16 protein-coding genes and 1 other RNA gene are annotated in these 18,643 nt (G+C 57.5%); 11 read left to right on the forward strand and 6 right to left on the reverse strand.

Annotation, left to right across the window (positions count from 1 at the left end; genetic code table 11):
- Positions 1-63 precede the first annotated feature (63 nt).
- The 6 genes from Q674_RS39650 to Q674_RS39675 form a co-directional block, all read right to left on the reverse strand.
- A complete protein-coding gene (locus Q674_RS39650; RefSeq protein ID WP_031210528.1) occupies positions 64-2,766 on the reverse strand; it encodes a tetratricopeptide repeat protein in 2,703 nt (900 codons plus the stop codon).
- Between the two features lie 50 nt (positions 2,767-2,816).
- On the reverse strand, positions 2,817-4,187 hold the full coding sequence (gene prsR, locus Q674_RS39655; protein WP_014421323.1) for a PEP-CTERM-box response regulator transcription factor: 1,371 nt from the start codon (positions 4,185-4,187) through the stop codon (positions 2,817-2,819).
- 135 nt (positions 4,188-4,322) lie between these two features.
- Positions 4,323-6,461, reverse strand: coding sequence for an XrtA/PEP-CTERM system histidine kinase PrsK (gene prsK, locus Q674_RS39660; protein ID WP_014421324.1), 2,139 nt, complete (start codon positions 6,459-6,461; stop codon positions 4,323-4,325).
- Positions 6,462-6,585: 124 nt separating this feature from the next.
- A complete protein-coding gene (locus tag Q674_RS39665) occupies positions 6,586-7,533 on the reverse strand; it encodes an SDR family oxidoreductase (protein ID WP_023010071.1) in 948 nt (315 codons plus the stop codon).
- Positions 7,533-8,348 carry a lysophospholipid acyltransferase family protein gene (locus Q674_RS39670; RefSeq protein ID WP_023010072.1) on the reverse strand — a complete coding sequence of 272 codons (816 nt, stop codon included), beginning with the start codon at positions 8,346-8,348 and terminating at the stop codon, positions 7,533-7,535. The genes Q674_RS39665 and Q674_RS39670 overlap by 1 nt, the downstream gene beginning before the upstream one ends.
- 30 nt (positions 8,349-8,378) lie before the next feature.
- Complete coding sequence (locus tag Q674_RS39675) at positions 8,379-9,299, reverse strand: D-hexose-6-phosphate mutarotase (protein ID WP_014421327.1); 921 nt, start codon at positions 9,297-9,299, stop codon at positions 8,379-8,381.
- A gap of 109 nt (positions 9,300-9,408) precedes the next feature.
- Here Q674_RS39675 and Q674_RS39680 point away from each other — a divergent pair, with 109 nt between their 5' ends.
- The 11 genes from Q674_RS39680 (at position 9,409) to Q674_RS39725 (ending at position 18,640) form a co-directional block, all read left to right on the forward strand.
- A complete protein-coding gene (locus tag Q674_RS39680) occupies positions 9,409-10,164 on the forward strand; it encodes a 2OG-Fe(II) oxygenase (RefSeq protein ID WP_023010073.1) in 756 nt (251 codons plus the stop codon).
- A 71-nt stretch (positions 10,165-10,235) separates the two neighbouring features.
- Positions 10,236-10,332: signal recognition particle sRNA small type (gene ffs / locus Q674_RS41005), an RNA gene on the forward strand.
- A 124-nt stretch (positions 10,333-10,456) separates the two neighbouring features.
- Complete coding sequence (gene dnaX, locus Q674_RS39685) at positions 10,457-12,370, forward strand: DNA polymerase III subunit gamma/tau (RefSeq protein ID WP_031210529.1); 1,914 nt, start codon at positions 10,457-10,459, stop codon at positions 12,368-12,370.
- Between the two features lie 4 nt (positions 12,371-12,374).
- Positions 12,375-12,698 (forward strand): YbaB/EbfC family nucleoid-associated protein, encoded by a 324-nt coding sequence (locus Q674_RS39690; RefSeq protein ID WP_011785097.1) that lies wholly within the window; start codon positions 12,375-12,377, stop codon positions 12,696-12,698.
- A gap of 33 nt (positions 12,699-12,731) precedes the next feature.
- Positions 12,732-13,334, forward strand: coding sequence for a recombination mediator RecR (recR, locus tag Q674_RS39695; RefSeq protein WP_023010075.1), 603 nt, complete (start codon positions 12,732-12,734; stop codon positions 13,332-13,334).
- A 17-nt stretch (positions 13,335-13,351) separates the two neighbouring features.
- Positions 13,352-14,503 carry a ribonuclease D gene (locus Q674_RS39700; RefSeq protein WP_023010076.1) on the forward strand — a complete coding sequence of 384 codons (1,152 nt, stop codon included), beginning with the start codon at positions 13,352-13,354 and terminating at the stop codon, positions 14,501-14,503.
- The gene (locus Q674_RS39705) at positions 14,500-14,793 is read left to right on the forward strand and encodes a YcgL domain-containing protein (RefSeq protein WP_011785094.1); all 294 of its coding nucleotides are present in this window, start codon (positions 14,500-14,502) and stop codon (positions 14,791-14,793) included. The genes Q674_RS39700 and Q674_RS39705 overlap by 4 nt, the downstream gene beginning before the upstream one ends.
- Positions 14,790-15,236: a YcgN family cysteine cluster protein gene (locus Q674_RS39710; RefSeq protein WP_011785093.1), complete on the forward strand. Its 447-nt coding sequence runs from the start codon at positions 14,790-14,792 to the stop codon at positions 15,234-15,236. Before Q674_RS39705 ends, Q674_RS39710 begins: the two co-directional genes overlap by 4 nt.
- Positions 15,236-15,580, forward strand: coding sequence for a hypothetical protein (locus Q674_RS39715; RefSeq protein ID WP_011785092.1), 345 nt, complete (start codon positions 15,236-15,238; stop codon positions 15,578-15,580). The genes Q674_RS39710 and Q674_RS39715 overlap by 1 nt, the downstream gene beginning before the upstream one ends.
- A 39-nt stretch (positions 15,581-15,619) precedes the next feature.
- Entirely contained in the window at positions 15,620-17,779 is a 2,160-nt protein-coding gene (locus Q674_RS39720) for a vWA domain-containing protein (protein ID WP_023010077.1), read from the forward strand.
- Between the two features lie 18 nt (positions 17,780-17,797).
- Positions 17,798-18,640: an AAA family ATPase gene (locus tag Q674_RS39725; protein ID WP_011785090.1), complete on the forward strand. Its 843-nt coding sequence runs from the start codon at positions 17,798-17,800 to the stop codon at positions 18,638-18,640.
- The last annotated feature ends 3 nt before the right edge of the window (positions 18,641-18,643 follow it).

Here is an 18,643-nt window from a genome sequence, read left to right on the forward strand (position 1 = left end):
GCTGCCACCGGCGGCTAGGAACGTTTCGTTATGTCCTCTCTTTGGTTATAGCGTGAGTAATGATTAGCCGTTGTTGCCTGCGCTGAACTTGTCCATGATCTGCTGGGCGGCATCCGTGCGGCCGGTGGCTCGATAAGCTTCGGCCAGATGCATGGCAATTTCCTGGGAATCCGGTGCCAGGGAATGGGCTCTTTCCAGTACCGCCAGGCTTTGCTCGTGTTCACCAGCCTCGAACAGGATCCAGCCGTAGGTATCTGCAATCGCAGCATTTTCGGGCACCAGTTCGTAGGCGCGTTTGGCCAGTGATGCCGCTTCGCTGTTGCCGGCCTCGTAATACAGCCAGGCGAGATTATTCAGCGCCAGGGCGTTGTCCGGGGTCAGTTGCAGAACCTGCTGGTAGTGCTCAATGGCCGCATCCGTCTGGCCTGCTTGCTGGGTTTGAAGCGCCAGTGTAAGCAGAATTGACGAATTGTTCGGGAATTGTTTGTTGGCTTCCTGCAGTGCTTCTATCGAATTCTGAGATCGGCCGGCGTTAGAGAGTGCGCGAGCATGGGCGATGGCCAGTTCCGCCGTTTGTCGCTTGGCCAGCGCCAGTTGATAAAGCTCAGCAGCTTGCTGATGTTCGCCCTGGTTCTCGTAATAGCTGGCTTCTACCTGGTAGGGCGCGGGGGAGTCCGGGTGATGCTGCTTGGCATCCTGCAGCGCGCTGCGCGCGGCGGTTGCGTTGCCATTGCTGAATTCGATGGCAGCCACTTTTAGGGCGATGGCCTCGTTCTCAGGGAAGAGCGCTCGTCCGCGGCTCAGGATCTCCAGAGCGCGCTCGCTGTTGTCGCGCTGTGCCATTTGAGTGGCAATGCCTTCATATACCGCAGCGACCAGCGGTTCAGCCGGTGAGGGCTGGTCTTCCCGCTCTCTTTCCATCAACCGGGCGGTCAGTTCATCGGCTCGCAACGTATCGTTGTTGATCAGCGCGGATTCCAGAAGGATCAGCCGCGGTCCGTTTGCCTCAGGATGTTTCTTACTGATTTCCTGCATCAGCCCGGTCAGTTGATCGCGCTTCATCACACCGGCAAGGGCCTGAATGGCGGGCAGGTTGTTCGGGTTGGTTTCGACCGCCTGGCGGTACCAGGTAATCGCCTGCTCCGTGTTCTGCTGTTCGCGGGCAAGGTTGCCCAGAGCTACCAGAGGGGCTGCTTCTTCCGGGTGTTGCTTATGCGCCCGCTCAAAGTAGCTGGCCGCCTGTTGGGTGTTGTTCAGGCTGCTGGCCAGGTTTCCGCGGGCGATCAAAGCCGCCATGCTGTCCGGATTGGCTTTAAGCCAGGTGTCCAGGGTGTCTGTTGCCGCCTGCGAATTGCCAGACAAAGCCTGGGCCTGGGATGTCAGGATTGTCGCCTGCAGGGCCTCCGTGGCATCCGACGGAATCTGTCTGGCCTGTTTGATGGCATTGGCGAAATCTCGGGTTTGAGTGAGGTAAGCCGCATAGCGCAAACGCAGGTTGTGGTTGTCTGGTGCCAGTTCCAGCGACTTTTCCAGGAGCTGGCGGCCACTCTGGTCATCGCCAGAAGCCAGGCTTGCAATGCCTACCAGTGCCAGTGTTTGTGGATCGGCGTCGCTGCCCTCCAGGTCTTCCAGCAGTGATTTTGCGCCAGCCGGGTCGCGCATGGATATGCGGGTGGCGGCCAGGAGTTTGCGTACTTCATCGGCGTTTTCCATATCGGCCAGCGGTGCAAGCAGTTTCTCCGCCTCCTCGGGGCGGCCTTGCCGATAACGTATTACGCCCAGCATCAATGCGCTTTGTTGATGGTTGGGAACCTGGTTAAGGACTTCCTGCAGATACCTGGCGGCGGTATTCAGGTCGCCATCATTATAGGCTGAGGCCGCGGCTTCCAGGTTGCTTTTGATCGTACCCGGGCCGGACTTGGCAAGGATTTCCTCGTAGACAAATGCCTCCGCCGATTTGCCCTGCTCACGCAAAACGGTGATCAAGGCCGAAATGGTCTGGTATTTCCGGAAGGTCATAACGTCGAACTGGCCGATGGTCTCCAGTGCGCGTATGTACGCCTGTTCTGCTTCGGCCCATTGTTGTTGGGCATGGGCGAATTGCGCTCTCCAGAGCCAGACGTCCTCGTGTTCAGCGTCAATTTCTATGGCTTTCTCAAGGCGTTCCTTTGCAGTGTCGAAGTCGCCCTTGGCCGTGGCAACCCGGGACAGGCCGACCATGGCAACAACGTTATTGCTGTGTTTGTCGAACGCGCTCTGGTAGGCCTCTTCGGCTTTGTCAAAGTCGCCGCTGGTCAACCAGGCGCGACCTTTCAGGTTGTCTGCCTGCAACTGTTGATCCGGAGAGGGCGATGAAATCTGGTCCAGAGATTCCAGGGCTTCCTGGTGTTTACCCTGGAGAATACGGGCTTCAGCCCGGATCAACGCAGCCTGGTTGCGTTCCGATTGGCCCAGCTCCTCGATGTTGGTGTTTTCAAGGAGTTTGTCCAGTTGCCGTTCAGCGTTCGCCGCATCACCGGCAGTAAGCAGGTTGTGGATGATGACAAAGTAGGGGGCGGTGCGATTCGGCTGGAGATCGATGGCGCTTCTGGCCTCGATGGTGCTTGCTTTCAGCTCACCCTGGCGCTGGAAAAACCGTGCCTGGTCTACATGGCTGATGTACTGAATGTCTTCCTGAGACATGTCCGGTTCGCTGTTGCACCCCGTCACGGCCAAAGCGATGGCAGCGGATAGCAGTGATGCACGCGCAATAGTTCTTATCTTCATGCCCTGGTCCTTCCTTCGTCGGGTCTTGTTCTGTTCCAGCATTGGGTGTCTCAGGCCTCGTTCGGGGCGGTGTTGGTCTCAATCCGGTACTTGTCGGTCAGGTTGTATAGCGTCGGGCGGGTAACGCCCAGAAGGCGCGATGCCTGAGCCATGTTGAAATTACTGGTGGTGAGGGCCTGAATAATCGCCTTTCGTTCTGCCGCTTCACGTACCTGGCGCAGGTTGAGCTGAAAGTCGGTGTCGCAGCCTTCGAGCGGCAGAACCAGGTCCTCGGCGGTGATGCGCTTGCCATCGGCCATGATGATCGCCCGCTTCACCTTGTTGATCATTTCACGCACATTGCCTGGCCAGCTGTAGGCATTGATGGCCTGAACCGCATCGTCCGAGAACGTGAGGTTAGGGCGGTCCATTTGTTTCCCCAGGGTTTTCAGGAGGGATTGTGCGATCACCAGTGGGTCGCCATCCCGTTCACGCAGGGCAGGCACATCCAGTGTGATTTCACTGATCCGGTAATACAGGTCTTCCCGGAAATCGCCCTGGGCAATCAGGTCCTGAACATTCCGGTGGGTGGCGCACACCACCCGGACATCAACGGGAATCGGTTTTACCGAACCTACCCGGTCGACCACTCGTTCCTGCAGGAAGCGAAGCAGTTTGGCCTGCAGTGCCATCGGCATATCGCCAATCTCGTCGAGAAACAGGGTGCCGCCGTTGGCGCTCTCAATCTTGCCTTTCTTGGACTGGGTCGCGCCGGTAAAGGAGCCTTTCTCGAACCCGAACAGTTCGCTCTCCAGCAGGTTTTCCGGAATGGCGGCGCAGTTGATGGCCGCAAAGGGTTTGTCGGCGCGATGGCTCAGGTCGTGCAGGGCCCGGGCCAGGAGTTCCTTGCCGGTACCGGTTTCGCCGGTAATCAGGGTGGTGACATCGGTAGGCGCAACCTTTTCAACCGTGCGGCAAATCACCAGCATTTCGGGGCTGGCGGCAACAATGCCTTTGATGTTGGTGCCATTGCCTTGCGAGGACAGTTCGCGGTTTTCTTTTTCCAGTTCCGCGAGGCGGAATGCCCGATTTACCACAAAGGTGAGGATGTCGGCATCCAGCGGCTTCTGGTAGAAGTCGCAGGCTCCCATGCCTATGGCCTTGACGGCGTTTTCCTTGTCTTCCCGCCCAGTCACCACGATCACTTTGGTCATGGGCGCCAGGCGAAGGATATCTTCCAGCAGGGCGAAACCCTCAGTGGCGCCGCCGGGGTCGGGTGGCAAGCCAAGATCCAGCGTCACCACTTCAGGCTCGAGACGCCGAAGTGCCGTTAGCGCTGCCTCCCGGTCAGCGGCCACCGAGACTTCAATGTCTTCACTGAAGCACCATCGCATCTGGCTCTGGAGGCCAGGATCATCCTCGACTATCAATAACTGCTTCACAACAACAACCAGTCCTTTGTTCCGTGTTCATATCGGATAGACGCCCATGAGGCGAACGCGATTCCATGACTCTGATTCTTAACTGAACATTGACACTTTGCAATGCTCGCTTAATAAAATAGTCTTCTCCGTCGGTTAATTGACGGCTTGCCTGCCTTCCTGCAAGCCGGAATCTGTCGGTTCCGGCTTGTTCCCGGCTGATTCGCCGGTTGCTGCATTGGCCAGCGGAATACGTACCGAAAAGCAGGAGCCCAGGCCGGGCTCGCTGGTTACGTCAATCGAACCGCCCAGTTCCTGTATGTATTCCCGGGCCTGATAGGCTCCAATCCCCATACCGGTAAGCCCTTTGGTGCTTTCGAAGGGTTTGAAAAGCCGGGTGCGGATAAACTCTTCCGTCATGCCGCTGCCGGTATCCTGGATAAACAGCACCACGCTGCCTTTGGCCGTTTTCAGGTTCAGTGTGATTTCCCCGGTTGGAGCCGTGGCGTCCTGGGCGTTGCTAATCAGGTGGCCCAGCACGCTGCGCAGCTGTTCTTTGTCGGCGCATACCTGGATGGCGGGTGGAGCACCCAGTAGCATCGGTGCCGGGCTGCGGCGGCTGTTGTCTTCAATCAGCTCGCGGACCAGTTGGGTCAGGTCTATGGGAGCACGTTGCTCGTCCGCCCCGGAGGATGGTTTGCGGATATGATCCACGAGGTTCGACATTTTACGGACCGCATGATCGGTGGTGGCAATCATGTCGTCGATAAAGGCTGGGTTGTTGCGATGTTTGGGCGCATTCTTGACCAGTAGAGACAATTGGGCGATCAGTGTTTTCAGATCATGCACCATGAACGCGCTGGCCTTGCTGACGGCTTCAAACTGCATGGCCCGTGAGAGCCGGTTCTGGGCATCGTTCTGGGCGATGAGGTTGCAGGTCTGGCGGGCTACCACCTTGATCAGGTCGAAGTTCTCCCAGTTAAGCTCCACCCTGGCGTAGGGAGCGCCGACCATGGCAATGCCGTAGAGTTCGTTATCGAGATACAGAGGGATGACCAGCCAGGCTTCCGGGGTCTTGGTGATGGAGTCCGGTATTTCCAGCAGGTTGTAGCTCACCGGGTCTTCCCGGTATTCACTCAGATCAATGATCCACTCACGATCTTTAAAGAACTTCACCATATCCGAGTCTTCGTCAATGATGGTGTACTTCGGAGTCGCGATATTGACGCTTGCTTTCAGGTGGAAATCTTTCTGCTCGCCCTTTATCCAGAGCGCGCCGGCATTGCTTTCCACCAGTCCGGCCAGAATGCGCACTACTCGTTCGGGCAGGGGTGGTTCGTTGCTCAGGTTGGCAAGTTCCTTGGTGAGCTTGAGCCATTCATCGCGATAATCGTACTTGTAGTCGAAGAAGTTCTGGCTGATGAAGACCATCAGGCGGCCGCGAATACGCCGCGACAGCAGAAGTGTGACCAGAAACGCCAGGGAAACGGTGATGAACAGAACCTGCAGGGCTTCGCCCCACTCACCACCCAGGGCGCGTACGTAGTAACCGCCGATGGCCAGCAGTAACAGGTATCCGCCCGCGAAGATGAGTGTGCCAGCGTGAAATACGGCCGAACGGGACAACTGGAAGTCCACAGGTTGTTTGCGTGTGTTCACCACATTGATGGCAAAAAGGGGCATGAGTGCGGCGTTCACAAAACCGCGCGCATTCCAGAACGAATCCGCGACTTGCCCGAACAGCAGCGCATCGGCATACATGAAGAAATCAAAGGCGAAGATGGTGGCAACGCCAATGCACAGGTATTTCATGCTGGAGCGGCCGAAGACAGTAGAGTTTCGCCAGATTTGTTCGACCAGCGACAGGCCCAGGAGTGACAGGGCGATCTGGCCGATCACCTTGGTTTTACCGCTGACAAGATCGATGTGGAGGGCGAACTCAAGTGTACCAAGGGCCAGCAAGGTGATGATCAGTATCGCCGTCGCGGCACCCAATACCTTCTTTATTTGACTGGTGAACCGGCCTTGGCGAAAGCCGTCGCGAAGCATGGCGAACAGCAGGAGTAACCAGGCTGTGTCTCTGAGCAGTTCCAGGAGGTAGCGGGTGAAGAATCCGGGCGATCCCCAGAGGCTTTGGGTAACCAGGACGGAGGCCCACAGGGCGGTAACAATGGCGGCAAGGAACAGAGCACGATCAATGTCGCGGCGAAGATAACGGGTTGCCACAAGAACGGCCAGAACCGCAAAGACAGCGGCTGCCGCACCGTGACTGATCACGCTGAGATCCCTGAACATTAGCTCTTTCCTTGAACACCGGGAATCCCGGGCCTGCCGGTGCCCGGGTACTGTATTTAATATGTACAGGGTAGCGCCGAAAAGGGCCGTTCGTCTATTTGAATGCTCAAATTACCGATGAGTTTCACACCGGTTTTTTGTTATCGCGATAATACCGGAAAATCTCTTTCAATGGCCGTTTGGGCTCAAAACCGAATTCCCGGGCGAAGGCGCGACCATCAATCACCACCGGATATTTGAAGAATGCCATAAGGTAGGGAGGGAAGCTGCGCAGGTTCAGAACCCGGGCAATGGCCTTCGGCACGCTCGGTGGAATGGAGGGAATGGGTATGGTTTTGCAACCGCAGAGCTTCAGGGCGTGCTGGTAGGCGACCCAGTCTTGCGGCGCGACATTGAACACGCCTTTTACGGGCTTTGCCCAGGCGGCGACAATGGCGTCTGCCATATCGTCGATATGGATGAACTGCATCATCGGCGAAAAGCCAGCCAATACGGGTGCCCGCTCACTGCTGAGCAGGGTGCTCATGGTATTGCGAACACCGGGGCCCACGATGTTGCAGGGCCGAAGAATAGTTATGTTGAGTTCCGGGTAGCGCCAAAGATAGATGTTGGCGAGGTTCTCAAGCTCCACTGAATCCACCAGGTCCGCGCTCAGGCCCGCGCTTTTGAGGGGGGCGGACTCGTCAATCAGCGCCGGGTTATAGGCCACGGCACCATAGACGTGGTAGGTGGAGAGCACAATCACCCGGCGTATGCCGTATTTGTGGGACAGGTCCAGTAGCTTCTGGGTGCCCAGTACATTGGCGTTATAGCGGCGCATGCGGGTCAGTTGGCTGGAGAGGATGCGGCCGAGATGTATCACGCCATCAAACTCATAGCGTCGGAACAGGTCTTCGAAGACCCGCTTGTTGAAGTCAATGCAGTAGCTGGGGATGTCGTCGCCCAGGTAAACCTGTTCCCGGAAATCGACGGCCACCAGGTCGCAGCTTTCTCGCAGGCGGCGGATCACTTGCTGGGCCAGCGCACCGGCAGCACCGGTGATCAGAATGCGGGGTCTTTGGTACTTGCTCATCAGAACAGCCTTTTCCTTTCGCTCAGTCCCTTGTCAATCAGTCGGCTGATCTCGGCTTTCACAGCCTCTACCCGTTCGGTGACCTGCTCTTCAGGGATTTCGGTATCATCAAAATACATGGGTTCCCCGAAATTCAGGTGTACCTTGGCGGGGAGCACCACGGGCAGGGCGACAGGAACGTAGGGTACGCCCAGGGCATTGGCCAGTGGCTTGATGTTGGCAATGGCCGGGATGGTCTCTTCGCAGCCCACTACGCCCACAGGCACAATGGGCCCCTTGTACTTCATGGCCAGATGCATAAAACCGTTGCCGAAACGTTTCAGTTGATACCTGTCCCGGTAGAGCTTGCCGGAGCCTCTTACGCCCTCCGGAAACACAATCACTGCTTCATTGTTGGCGAGCATCTTCGCGCAGTTGACCGGGTCTCCGAGCACGGCGCCGATTTCGTTCAGGAGATTGCCAAGCCACGGCACCGTCGGAAAGAAGCGCTCGATCATGGCGCGGGGAATTCGAGGATTTTTTTCCCGTGAGGCGAGGGCATAACCAATGAGCAGGCCGTCGATGGGTAACTGGCCGGAGTGGTTGGCAATAATCAGCACCGGGCCCTCTGCCGGCACATTGTCAACGCCGGAGGCGCTGACCCGAAAGTATTTCTCGTAGATTTGTCGGGCAACGGAAAAACCGTACTTCACCGCTTCGTTGTTATAACCCCATGGATCGTAGCCCAGTGTGCCGATGGGTTTGCGAATGCGGTTTACCTGTTCGTCCAGTTCCGCTGGTATCAGTTTCGATCTCAGATACGATGCCAGGCCCATGCCCGCTCCCTGTGTCAAAGAAGTTGCCGCTCAGGCGCGGCCGATGAATACGCCCAGTGTGTGGCTCTGGCCTTCATTTAATACCCGATAATCCGATGCTGCATTGGCTGTTTCGACGCACAGCATTTTCTGCCAGGCAGAGTCTGGAAAATCAGAAAGACGCTGCGCTTTTCCCGGGCCCGGGTTCCAGACCACGGTTGAATCGCTACCCACAGACGTAAGCTTTCGCTTGCCGGAAGGTGTTACTACGGTCAGTGCTTCGCCGGTTTCGTATATCCGGTCCACTTCACCTTCGAAATACACTGGCCCTTCCTGTGAGACGTAGTCCCAGTCTTTCAGCGTGTCGATGTACTGGCTGTTTCCCAGGCCCAGCACGCGGGTTCGCTGAATGTCGTCAGTGGGCAGGTAAGTGTGAAGGGCCTGGCTGAACGCCAGCGGCGCTTTCGAAAGATTGGTGGTTGTCAGTGCGATCTGGCAACCGCGAATGGAAAAACTGAAGGTGATCAGGGCCAGGGCGTGGCCGTCCCAGTGTTCCTGGAAATCGTCGTTGGCGCTGAGGGACAGGCTGACTTCTACCTCGTGGGCGCTTTCCCGAACATCTTCCAGCCGCCATAAAGCGGTGCGGGCAAAGCCATGGGCTGAGGATGACGCTATGCGCTTGCGGATTTCCGGCGGGTTCCGGAGTGGGTCTCCAAACCAGGGCCAGCACACGGGAATGCCACCGCGAATTGCTCGGCCAGGTTGAAAACGGGCGAGTTCACTGAGCCAGAGCCAGTTGCGTTCATCCTTTGGCGCGAAATGGGTGAGGTGTGCCCCCTGTAGAAACAACGTGGCCTGGAACAATGGGTGATGAACTTCAAGTGCCTCCAGTTGCCCGATGGTACTCCAGCGGGTAAATGACCAGTTGCCCGGGCCTCCGGTTGCTGGCGGCTTGCTACTGCTGTCCGACATATTCAGAAACGGCTTCCTTTAGGTAAAACTCCGTAGCTTCAGAGTAATTTAAAACCGTGCGCGCGGCGAGTTTCTGAATACAATACGTCAAAATTGTGAGGGTCTGAACATGGAATCAGAAAATCCGGTAGCGTCGGTCTTGCCGATGCCGGAGCCGCTTCTCGAGCAGTCCGCGGGCCAGTTGGACAAGGTGGCTGGAGACATTATCGGGGCAGCTGGCCGCTGTGATTCTTTGTTGGTCTCCGATGGCTGGTTGGATGAACTCGCCGATAGCCTGAGCGAGAAAGCCTGGATTGAGCTGGATCTGCTCGGTCATTTGCCCGTTGGCCTGATCGCTGCGCTTCGTAACGAGGTAGAGATACTGGACCGTACCGAAGCCATGGGGCGAGCAGGGATTGGGCGCGGTGCCGATCTGACCCGTGATCGCAGCGTCCGCCGGGATAAAATCGCCTGGCTTGATGGCTATACCGCCGCCCAGTCGGAGCTGTTCCGGTTCTTTGATGCCCTGCGGGTTGGTCTGAACCAGCGCCTGTTTCTTGGGCTGAAGCGCTATGAAGCGCATTATGCCACCTACCAGCCTGGCGATTTCTACAAGCGCCACCTGGACAGTTTCCGGGGCAGGGCATCCCGAGTGGTCAGCCTGGTGCTGTATCTGAATGAAGGATGGCAGCTGCAAGACGGGGGAGAGTTGCGGGTGTTCAGCCCCGACAACGAAGATCAGATGGTTGGTCTGGTGCGGCCGGAAGCAGGGCGTGCGGCACTGTTTCTGAGTGAGGATGTGCCCCACGAGGTATTACCCGCCAATCGCACCCGGTACAGCATTGCCTGTTGGTTCCGGCAGGACGAAGTCCCTTTGCCGTTGTAGTCCTTATACCCTTCTGTTAATATGCGCGCCGCTTTCGAGGGAAATGCCCCGAAACGCCGTTATGGTGGCCCCATTGGTGCCTCCGCAACATGAAACCGTGAACCCGGTCAGGCCCGGAAGGGAGCAGCCGAAGCGGTGGATGTGTGTGCCGGGGGATCGCTGGTGGGGTCACCCCCATATCCTGCCTCTTGTTTTGCCTGTTTCCTCTCCCGTTTATTGCGCAAGCGCATGCTTCTTCTCATTGCCTGTCCATGCTAGAGTTGTTCCCATTTTTCAGAGCAGTTGATGGATCATGAGCTATCAGGTTTTAGCCCGGAAATGGCGCCCCCGTACCTTTGAAGACATGGTGGGGCAGGAACATGTGTTACAGGCGCTTATTCACGCCCTGGAACACCAGCGCCTGCACCATGCCTATCTGTTTACCGGCACCCGGGGCGTGGGCAAAACCACCATTGGCCGCCTGCTGGCCCGCTGTCTGAACTGTGAGACCGGCATAACGCCGAATCCCTGCGGTGAATGCGACAGCTGCAAGGAGATCCTGGAGAACCGTTTTGTTGATCTGATCGAAATCGATGCTGCCTCCCGCACCGGTGTAGATGACATGCGGGAACTGACCGACAACGTGCAGTACGCTCCCACGCGCGGCCGCTACAAGGTGTACCTCATCGATGAGGTGCACATGCTCACCAACCAGTCCTTCAACGCCTTTCTGAAAACCCTGGAAGAGCCTCCTGAACACGTCAAGTTCCTGTTGGCCACCACCGATCCCCAGAAGCTGCCGGTGACGGTGCTTTCCCGGTGTCTGCAGTTCAATCTCAAGCGGATGACGCCGGAGCACATTGTTGGCCACCTGAAGCACGTTCTGACCGAAGAACAGATCCCGTTTGAAGACCCGGCTCTGTGGCTGTTGGCGAGGGCGGCCGATGGCAGTATGAGGGATGCCCTCAGCCTGACCGACCAGGCGATTGCATTCGGCAACGAGAACCTGGCTGCCAGTGATGTCAGCAATATGCTGGGCACCATCGATCAGCGCGATATCCAGCGCATTGTTAACGCATTGGTTGAGCGTGATGGCCCCGGCCTGCTGTCTGAAATTAACCGGATCTCGGATTTTGCCCCGGATTATGGAGTCATCCTGTCCGATATGCTGTCCCTGTTTCATCGCGTCACCATGGAGCAGGTGGTGCCGGGCAGTGCCGACAACGCCATGGGCGATGCTGCCCAGGTGCAGGAACTGGCCCGTCGTCTGAGTGCCGAAGATGCTCAGTTGTTTTACCAGACCGCGTTGATTGGCCGGAAAGATCTGTCGGTGACACCGGATGCCCGTATGGGCTTTGAAATGACCTTGCTGCGCATGCTGGCGTTTCGACCGGGTACCGATCGCCGGGAACCGCCGGCGCTGGCCTCTGGCAACAGCAACAATGGCCCGGCGGATTCAGAACCTGAGCCTGGCCCGGTTTCGCAAACCGCGCCCACCCAGGCTGTCGCCGCGGCACCGCAACCCGAGCCCGCGCCTCAGCCGGCTCCCAGTCCGGAGCCGGTAGCTGAACTTGAACCGCAGCCACCCATGGTGGATGACCCGCCACCCTGTGAGCCAGAAGACTACGGCGTTCAGGCTGAATCACCCGAGTGGCAAGAGCCGGTGCCGCAATCGGATTCCAGTATTGAGCCTGACGCAAGCGCGATACCCGAGCCAGAGTCAGCGCCGGAACCAGTTTCGGCCCCTGATCCGGTGCAGTCAGAGCAAAATACCGACCTGGCTCTGGTGAACGAGCCTGAGCTTGCACCTGCCGAGCCCGAGCAACCGGTCACCGCCGACGGGTTTGTCTGGGAACGTGATTTCCGCTCGCTGGGTATTACCGGCATGCCTGGAAACCTGGCCAGCTATTCGTCCATGAGAATGGAAGGGCAGGCGGTTGTACTGACCCTGGATGAGGGGCATGCGCGGCTGCTCAATGCTCGCCACGAAGAAAAAATACTGGCGGCCTTGAGATCACACTTCGGCGACGCCACACAGTTGAAGATAGAGCAGGGTGTGCCGGGGTTGCATACGCCCGCCGCCTTTGAGGAGCGCCAGCGAGCTGCGCGCCAGAAAGCCGCGGAAGAGTCCATCCGGCAGGATCCTCTGGTCAAGAGTATTGTGGAACGATTTGAAGGGCGGGTCGTCGAAGAAAGTATCCGCCCCGCAGAAACAGCCAGGAGATAAGCAGATGATGAATAATATGGGCGACCTGATGAAAAAGGCCCAGCAGATGCAGGAGCAGATGCAGAAGGCTCAGGAAGAGATCGCCAAAGCTGAAGTCACGGGTGAATCCGGCGCAGGGTTGGTGAAAGTCACCATGAACGGCCGGCACGATGTCCGCAAGGTGGATATCGATCCGTCCCTGCTGTCAGAAGACAAGGAAATTCTGGAAGACCTGCTGGCTGCTGCCGTGAACGATGCGGTTCGCCGGGTAGAAGCAAACCAGAAAGACAAAATGTCCGGCATGATGTCTGGCATGGGGATGCCGCCCGGTTTCAAGATGCCGTTCTGAGCCGGCCTGCCATCGATTTTTTGAGGAGTAGTCATGGCCTTCAGCCCTCTGGTTGATGAATTGGTGGAATCCCTGAGATGCCTGCCCGGTGTTGGCCAGAAAACGGCCCAGCGCATGGCCTTTCATCTGCTGGAGCGGGGGCGCTCTGGTGGAACCCGGCTGGCAGCGGCGTTGGATCATGCGATGGACGGCGTGCGCCGTTGCGACAGCTGCCAGAATTTTTCGGATACTGAAATCTGCCAGATCTGCGAAAAACCCGAGCGCCGCAATGGCACACTGTGTGTCGTTGAAAGCCCTTCAGACCTGCTTGCCATTGAGCAGGCCGGTGATTACAAAGGCAGTTACTTCGTGTTGATGGGGCACCTGTCGCCCATCGATGGCGTGGGCCCGGAGGAGATCGGGATCGAGCGTCTGCTTGATAGAGTGCGCCGTGAAGGCGTAACCGAATTGATCCTGGCCACCAACCCCACGGTGGAAGGTGAGGCTACCGCCCACTACATTGCTGACCGCCTTGATGGCCAGAATATCCTGATCACACGCCTGGCCCATGGCATTCCCGTTGGCGGTGAGCTGGGCTATGTCGACGGCTTTACACTCACCCATGCATTCCGGGGTCGCAAACCCCTGTCTGAATAAGTCCTCAGGTTCTGTCTATGACCCACACCGACCCGGCCGTAACCATTCCAGCGGCCCCGGATACCGTTCGCTGGCTGGAGACACCCGAGCAACTGGATCAGTGGCTCGGCTGTCTTGAACCCGGCATTCCGGTTGCACTTGATACCGAGTTTGAACGGGTTTCCACCTTCTACCCGATTCCAGGCCTGGTGCAGTTAGGCGCTGACGGACATTTCTGGCTGGTGGATCCGGAGGTAGCCGAGGCCGCTGGGTCGTTCCGGGCCATGCTGGCCGATGAAAGCCGACCAAAACTGCTGTATGCCATGAGCGAGGATCTGGAGTTATTTCGCCATTGGCTGAATGTGGAGCCAGCGGGTGTGCTGGATTTGCAGATCGGTGCCGCACTGGCCGGTGCCGGATTTTCCGTTGGTTATGCCCGCCTGGTTGAGACCCTGTTCGGAGAGGCGCTCGATAAATCAGCCACCCGTTCGGACTGGGTGTCACGGCCACTGACGCCGGCCCAGGAACGCTACGCTCTGGACGACATCCGTTTTCTTGAGCCACTTTACGGATGGGTGTTGGCCAACCTCAGGCAGCGTAACCTGGAACATGCCCTGGCGGATGAGTCCCGGCGATTTGCCAACGAGGCCGCTACCCAGGAAGACCCGGAGCAGCATTATCTGAAACTCCGGGGCGGCTGGACCCTGAACCGGGAACAGCAAGCGGTTCTCCGGGCACTGGTCGCCTGGCGCGAGCAGGAGTGTCGACGCCAGGACCGGCCACGCAACAGGGTCCTGAACGATGGCTTGCTGATTGCCATTGCTGAGCGTTTGCCGTCATCTGCTGCGGTGATCAGGGATGTTCAGGGCGTACCCGGGGGGGTAGTTAAACGTTATGGCGAGCAGTTGGTTGAACTTGTGCAGGCCGCCCGTGCTACCGATAATTCCGGGCTCGAGCTCATCCCCAGACCGCTGAGCCGGGATCAGCAAGCGCTTTACAAGAAGGTTAAGCGTTACTTTAGCAATGCAGCCGAACGCTTTGATATTCCAATGGAAATATTGGCGCCACGTAAACGTATTGAGAAACTGATCCAGGATGGCACCCTGGCGGGCCAGACGTTTTTTGAGGGATGGCGCGAGGATATTATTGCGCCGGTAAAGCAAGATATTGAGGAACTGCTCAACCAATGACTGAACGCGAATTTGTATCGGTGTTTCGCAGTAGCAAGAAAGGCGACACCTATCTCTTTGTCCGCCGAGGGCAAAAGTGGGACGATTTACCGGAGGCGCTGAGAGGTATCTTTGGTTCGCCCATCCACTCGATGGATCTGCTGCTGACGCCAGACAAGAAGCTCGCGCGCACAACCGGAAAGGAGGTGTTGGCGGCAATTGAGGAAAAGGACTTTTTCCTGCAGATGCCGGAAGAGCAGGACACCTACATAGTCGACTTCAAGCGCAAGATTGAGCAACACCGGAAATGATTGCGCAGATTCCTTTCTGGCAGCGCAAACGACTGGCGGATATGACGCAGCCGGAATGGGAGTCCCTGTGTGATGGCTGCGGTAAGTGCTGCTTACAAAAGCTGGAGGATGAGGATACGGGGGAGGTGTATCACACCGATCTTGTATGCCGTTACATGGACCTGGATACCTGTGGCTGTACGGTCTATGAGCAACGATTGAAAAAGGTACCGGGGTGTACGGTACTGACCGCCGATACGGTTCTCAGCTACCACTGGTTACCATACACCTGTGCGTACCGGACCCTCGCCGAGGGAAGGCCTCTGCCGGACTGGCACCCGCTTCGCAGCGGAGATCCTGATACCGTTCATCAAGCCCGTGTTTCGGTGCGGGGAAACGTGGTGTCGGAAGATTCTGTGCCGGAAGAGGATTGGGAAGAACACATTATTCACTGGATTCTGTAATGATGGATACAGATGCTTCACTCGCTTATGGAGTTTTCTGGGCGGCCTATGCAGTCGCTTTCGTTGTGTTTTTCTACATGATGAAATCACTGTTCCGGGTATTGCCCTTTTACGGTCTGCGGACACTGCTTTTGTCTGCGCTTGTGGTGCTGGTGCTGACCCCCGTGGAATCGCCAGACGTGGCCGGCTGGTGGATACCGGCCTGGCTGTTTGCGGGCTATGAGCTGATTCTTGGCGACACCGATGCCGCCGGTCGCGCGCTGTTCAATTTCAGCATCGCCGCGATTGTTATGCTACTGGTATGGATACTTGATCTGGTTCGGTACCGACTGGTTCGCAAATAGACGATTTCTGAGAACTACAAAAGATAAGGGCGCAGTTCAATGAACGGGTTCAAACGCATTTGGGTGGCTGCAGCTTTGCTGCTGATTTCTTGGCAAGTATGTGCGCAGGACCCGGCACTGTCTCTGCCCGGCAATGCAGATGTGCGCATTGTGGTGGATATTTCCGGCTCCATGAAGGAAACCGATCCACAGAATCTCCGCCGCCCAGCGGTTCGTCTGCTGGCCCGGACATTGCCGGAAGGTGCCAGTGCCGGTCTCTGGACTTTCGGGCAGTACGTTAACATGCTGGTGCCCTACGGTGTGGTTGACCAGTCTTGGCGCGACACTGCTATTGAGCGTTCCGAGCAGATCAATTCGGTAGCTCTGCATACGAACCTCGGTTTGGCGATGGAGAAAGCCGCCAACGACTGGTTGTCTGGCGGTACCCTCGAGAACACCCATCTTATTGTCCTCAGCGATGGCAAGGTCGACGTGCCAGGCGGTGACGACGCAAGTCAGGCTGAGGAAAAACGCATAGTCGATTCCTTGTTGCCAGCGCTGAAAGACAAGGGCGCCACGATTCATACGGTTGGTCTGTCTGAGAAAGCGGACATCCGGTTTCTTCGTAACCTGGCCCGGGAAACCGGTGGCAGTTTCCAGCTGGCGCAATCTGCCGAGGCGTTGAATCTGGCGTTTGCCAATGCGCTGAATACCGCAGTGCCGCAGGAACAGGTTCCCATTGAGGGCGATGGCTTTGCCGTTGATGATGGCATCAGCGAGTTTACGGCACTGATCTTCTCAGGACAGGATGCTTCTGGCGAAGAGCCGTTGGCACTTGCACAGCCTGGTGGTGAGCCGTTCACCCGGGAGAGCGCTCCGGATAATGTCCGTTGGGCATCTGAGCCGGGCTATGATCTGATCACCGTTACTGAGCCGGTCTCGGGCCGCTGGCGTATCGTTGGCGATCTTGGCCAGGGGAGCCGCGTGACGGTGGTCAGTGATCTGCGCATGGCCGTGAATCCGATTCCCGCTGAGTTTACCGAAGAGCAGCCTCTGGCCATTGAAGTGGCTTTTTTTGAGGAAGCCGAAAAGATTACCGGGTCAGACTTTCTCTCGGTCATGGACGTTAGCCTGTCGATAACCGCGAGTGATGGTCGGCAAGGTACCAAGGTTTTGTCTCCCGATACCCCGCCGGAAGACGGCGTATATCGGGACACCGTACCCAGATTGCCTGCACCTGGCCGTTATCAGGTTGATGTGGTGGCGGATGGCGGAACTTTCTCCCGCAAATTCAGCGCCATGACGACGTTTACCGTGCCAGGGGAAGAGCCACCTCTGGAGGTGGTGACCGAACCCATGGTGCCAGACCTGTCTGAACAGGCGGAGCCGCTGCCGGATTTTGATGGCGGAGCCAACTCTTCAGAACCGGAGCCGCCAGTGGAAGCTGAGCCTCTGGTCGAAGCCCCGGTTCAGGAATCTGAGCCGGAACCAGAGCCAGAGCCAAAGCCAGCATCGGTCGTTGAGCCGGAGCCCGAAGCGCCGGTCGAACAGCCGATCGCTGACACGGAGCCGGAGAAGGGTACCCTTCTGGGTATCCCGGTTTGGGCCTGGGGTGCTGGCGCAGCCTTGCTGGTTGCTATCGTGGGCCTTGGTTTGTTTGCATGGCGTCAGAAAAAAGCGAGGGCAGAACAGGAGCAGGCGGCAGCGGCTGAGCGTGAAACCCTGGAAGACCTGGCTGAAGAGTCTGAGGAGCCACCAGTGGTTGAGCCGGAGCCTCCGGCAGCGGCGGCGTCAGAGTCGGTGGAAGCGGAGGCTGAACCTGAACCTGAACCTGCCCCGGAAAAAGAGCCAGAGCTGGCGTCTGCCGAAGAGCCGGAACCGGAACCTGAAGACATTCCGGAACTCTCGCAAGCTGACAGCGAACCGGACGAGATTCCGGATGAGGCCGTACCCGAAGTAACGGAAGAGCTGCCATCGGCTGAACTGGAACCGGAAGAGGATGACATCCCCTTGGCAGACGATACGGTTGGCGCCGAGGCGGAGCCAGATCCTTCTGAAGCTGATGAGATCAGCGAGTCGGAGTTCGACATTGATGAGGACGAGTTTGGTCTGGAAGACTTCGACCTCTCCGAATTCGACGATTTGCCCGATTATGATGAAGAGTCTCCGGAGGACGAAAAATCCAAACCGGCGGACAAGAAAGAGAATCCGAAAAAGTAACCAACAGGAATCAGACACATGAAGTTTACCGGCACCGATAAATACGTAGCCACCGATGACCTGCAAATGGCAGTCAATGCAGCGATCGCGCTGCAGCGTCCGTTGTTGATCAAGGGTGAACCCGGCACCGGTAAAACCCTGCTGGCGGAGGAAATGGCCGCGGCGCTGGGAATGACTCTGATTCCCTGGCACATCAAGTCGACCACCAAGGCCCAGCAAGGCCTGTACGAATATGATGCGGTGTCCCGCCTTCGGGATTCCCAACTCGGGGACGAGAAGGTCAAAGACATTCGCAACTACATTGTGAAGGGCAAGCTCTGGGAAGCCTTTGAGGCGGACGAGCAGGTGGTGCTGCTGATCGACGAAATTGACAAGGCGGATATCGAGTTCCCGAACGACCTGTTGCTGGAACTGGATCGAATGGAGTTTTTCGTTTACGAAACCCAGGAGTTTGTGAAAGCGAAGAAACGCCCGATTGTGGTCATCACCAGTAACAACGAGAAAGAGCTGCCAGATGCCTTCCTGCGCCGCTGCTTCTTCCACTACATCAGCTTCCCGGATCACGACACCATGAAGAACATCGTGGATGTTCACTTCCCGGGAATTCAGCAGCAGGTGGTGCGGGATGCGCTGGAAGTGTTTTTTGACGTTCGCAAGGTGCCGGGGCTCAAGAAGAAGCCGTCGACATCCGAGCTGATCGACTGGCTCAAGTTGCTGATGGCGGATGAGCTCTCTGCTAAAGCCCTGCAGGAGAAAGACTCCAGCTCGGCTCTGCCACCGCTCTATGGTGCCCTGGTGAAGAATGAGCAGGACGTTCATTTGCTGCAGAAGCTGGCTTTCATGGCGCGTCGCCGAAACTGATCA

Origin of the sequence: Marinobacter sp. EVN1 (assembly GCF_000475375.1) — a bacterium.
Taxonomy (GTDB): domain Bacteria; phylum Pseudomonadota; class Gammaproteobacteria; order Pseudomonadales; family Oleiphilaceae; genus Marinobacter; species Marinobacter nauticus.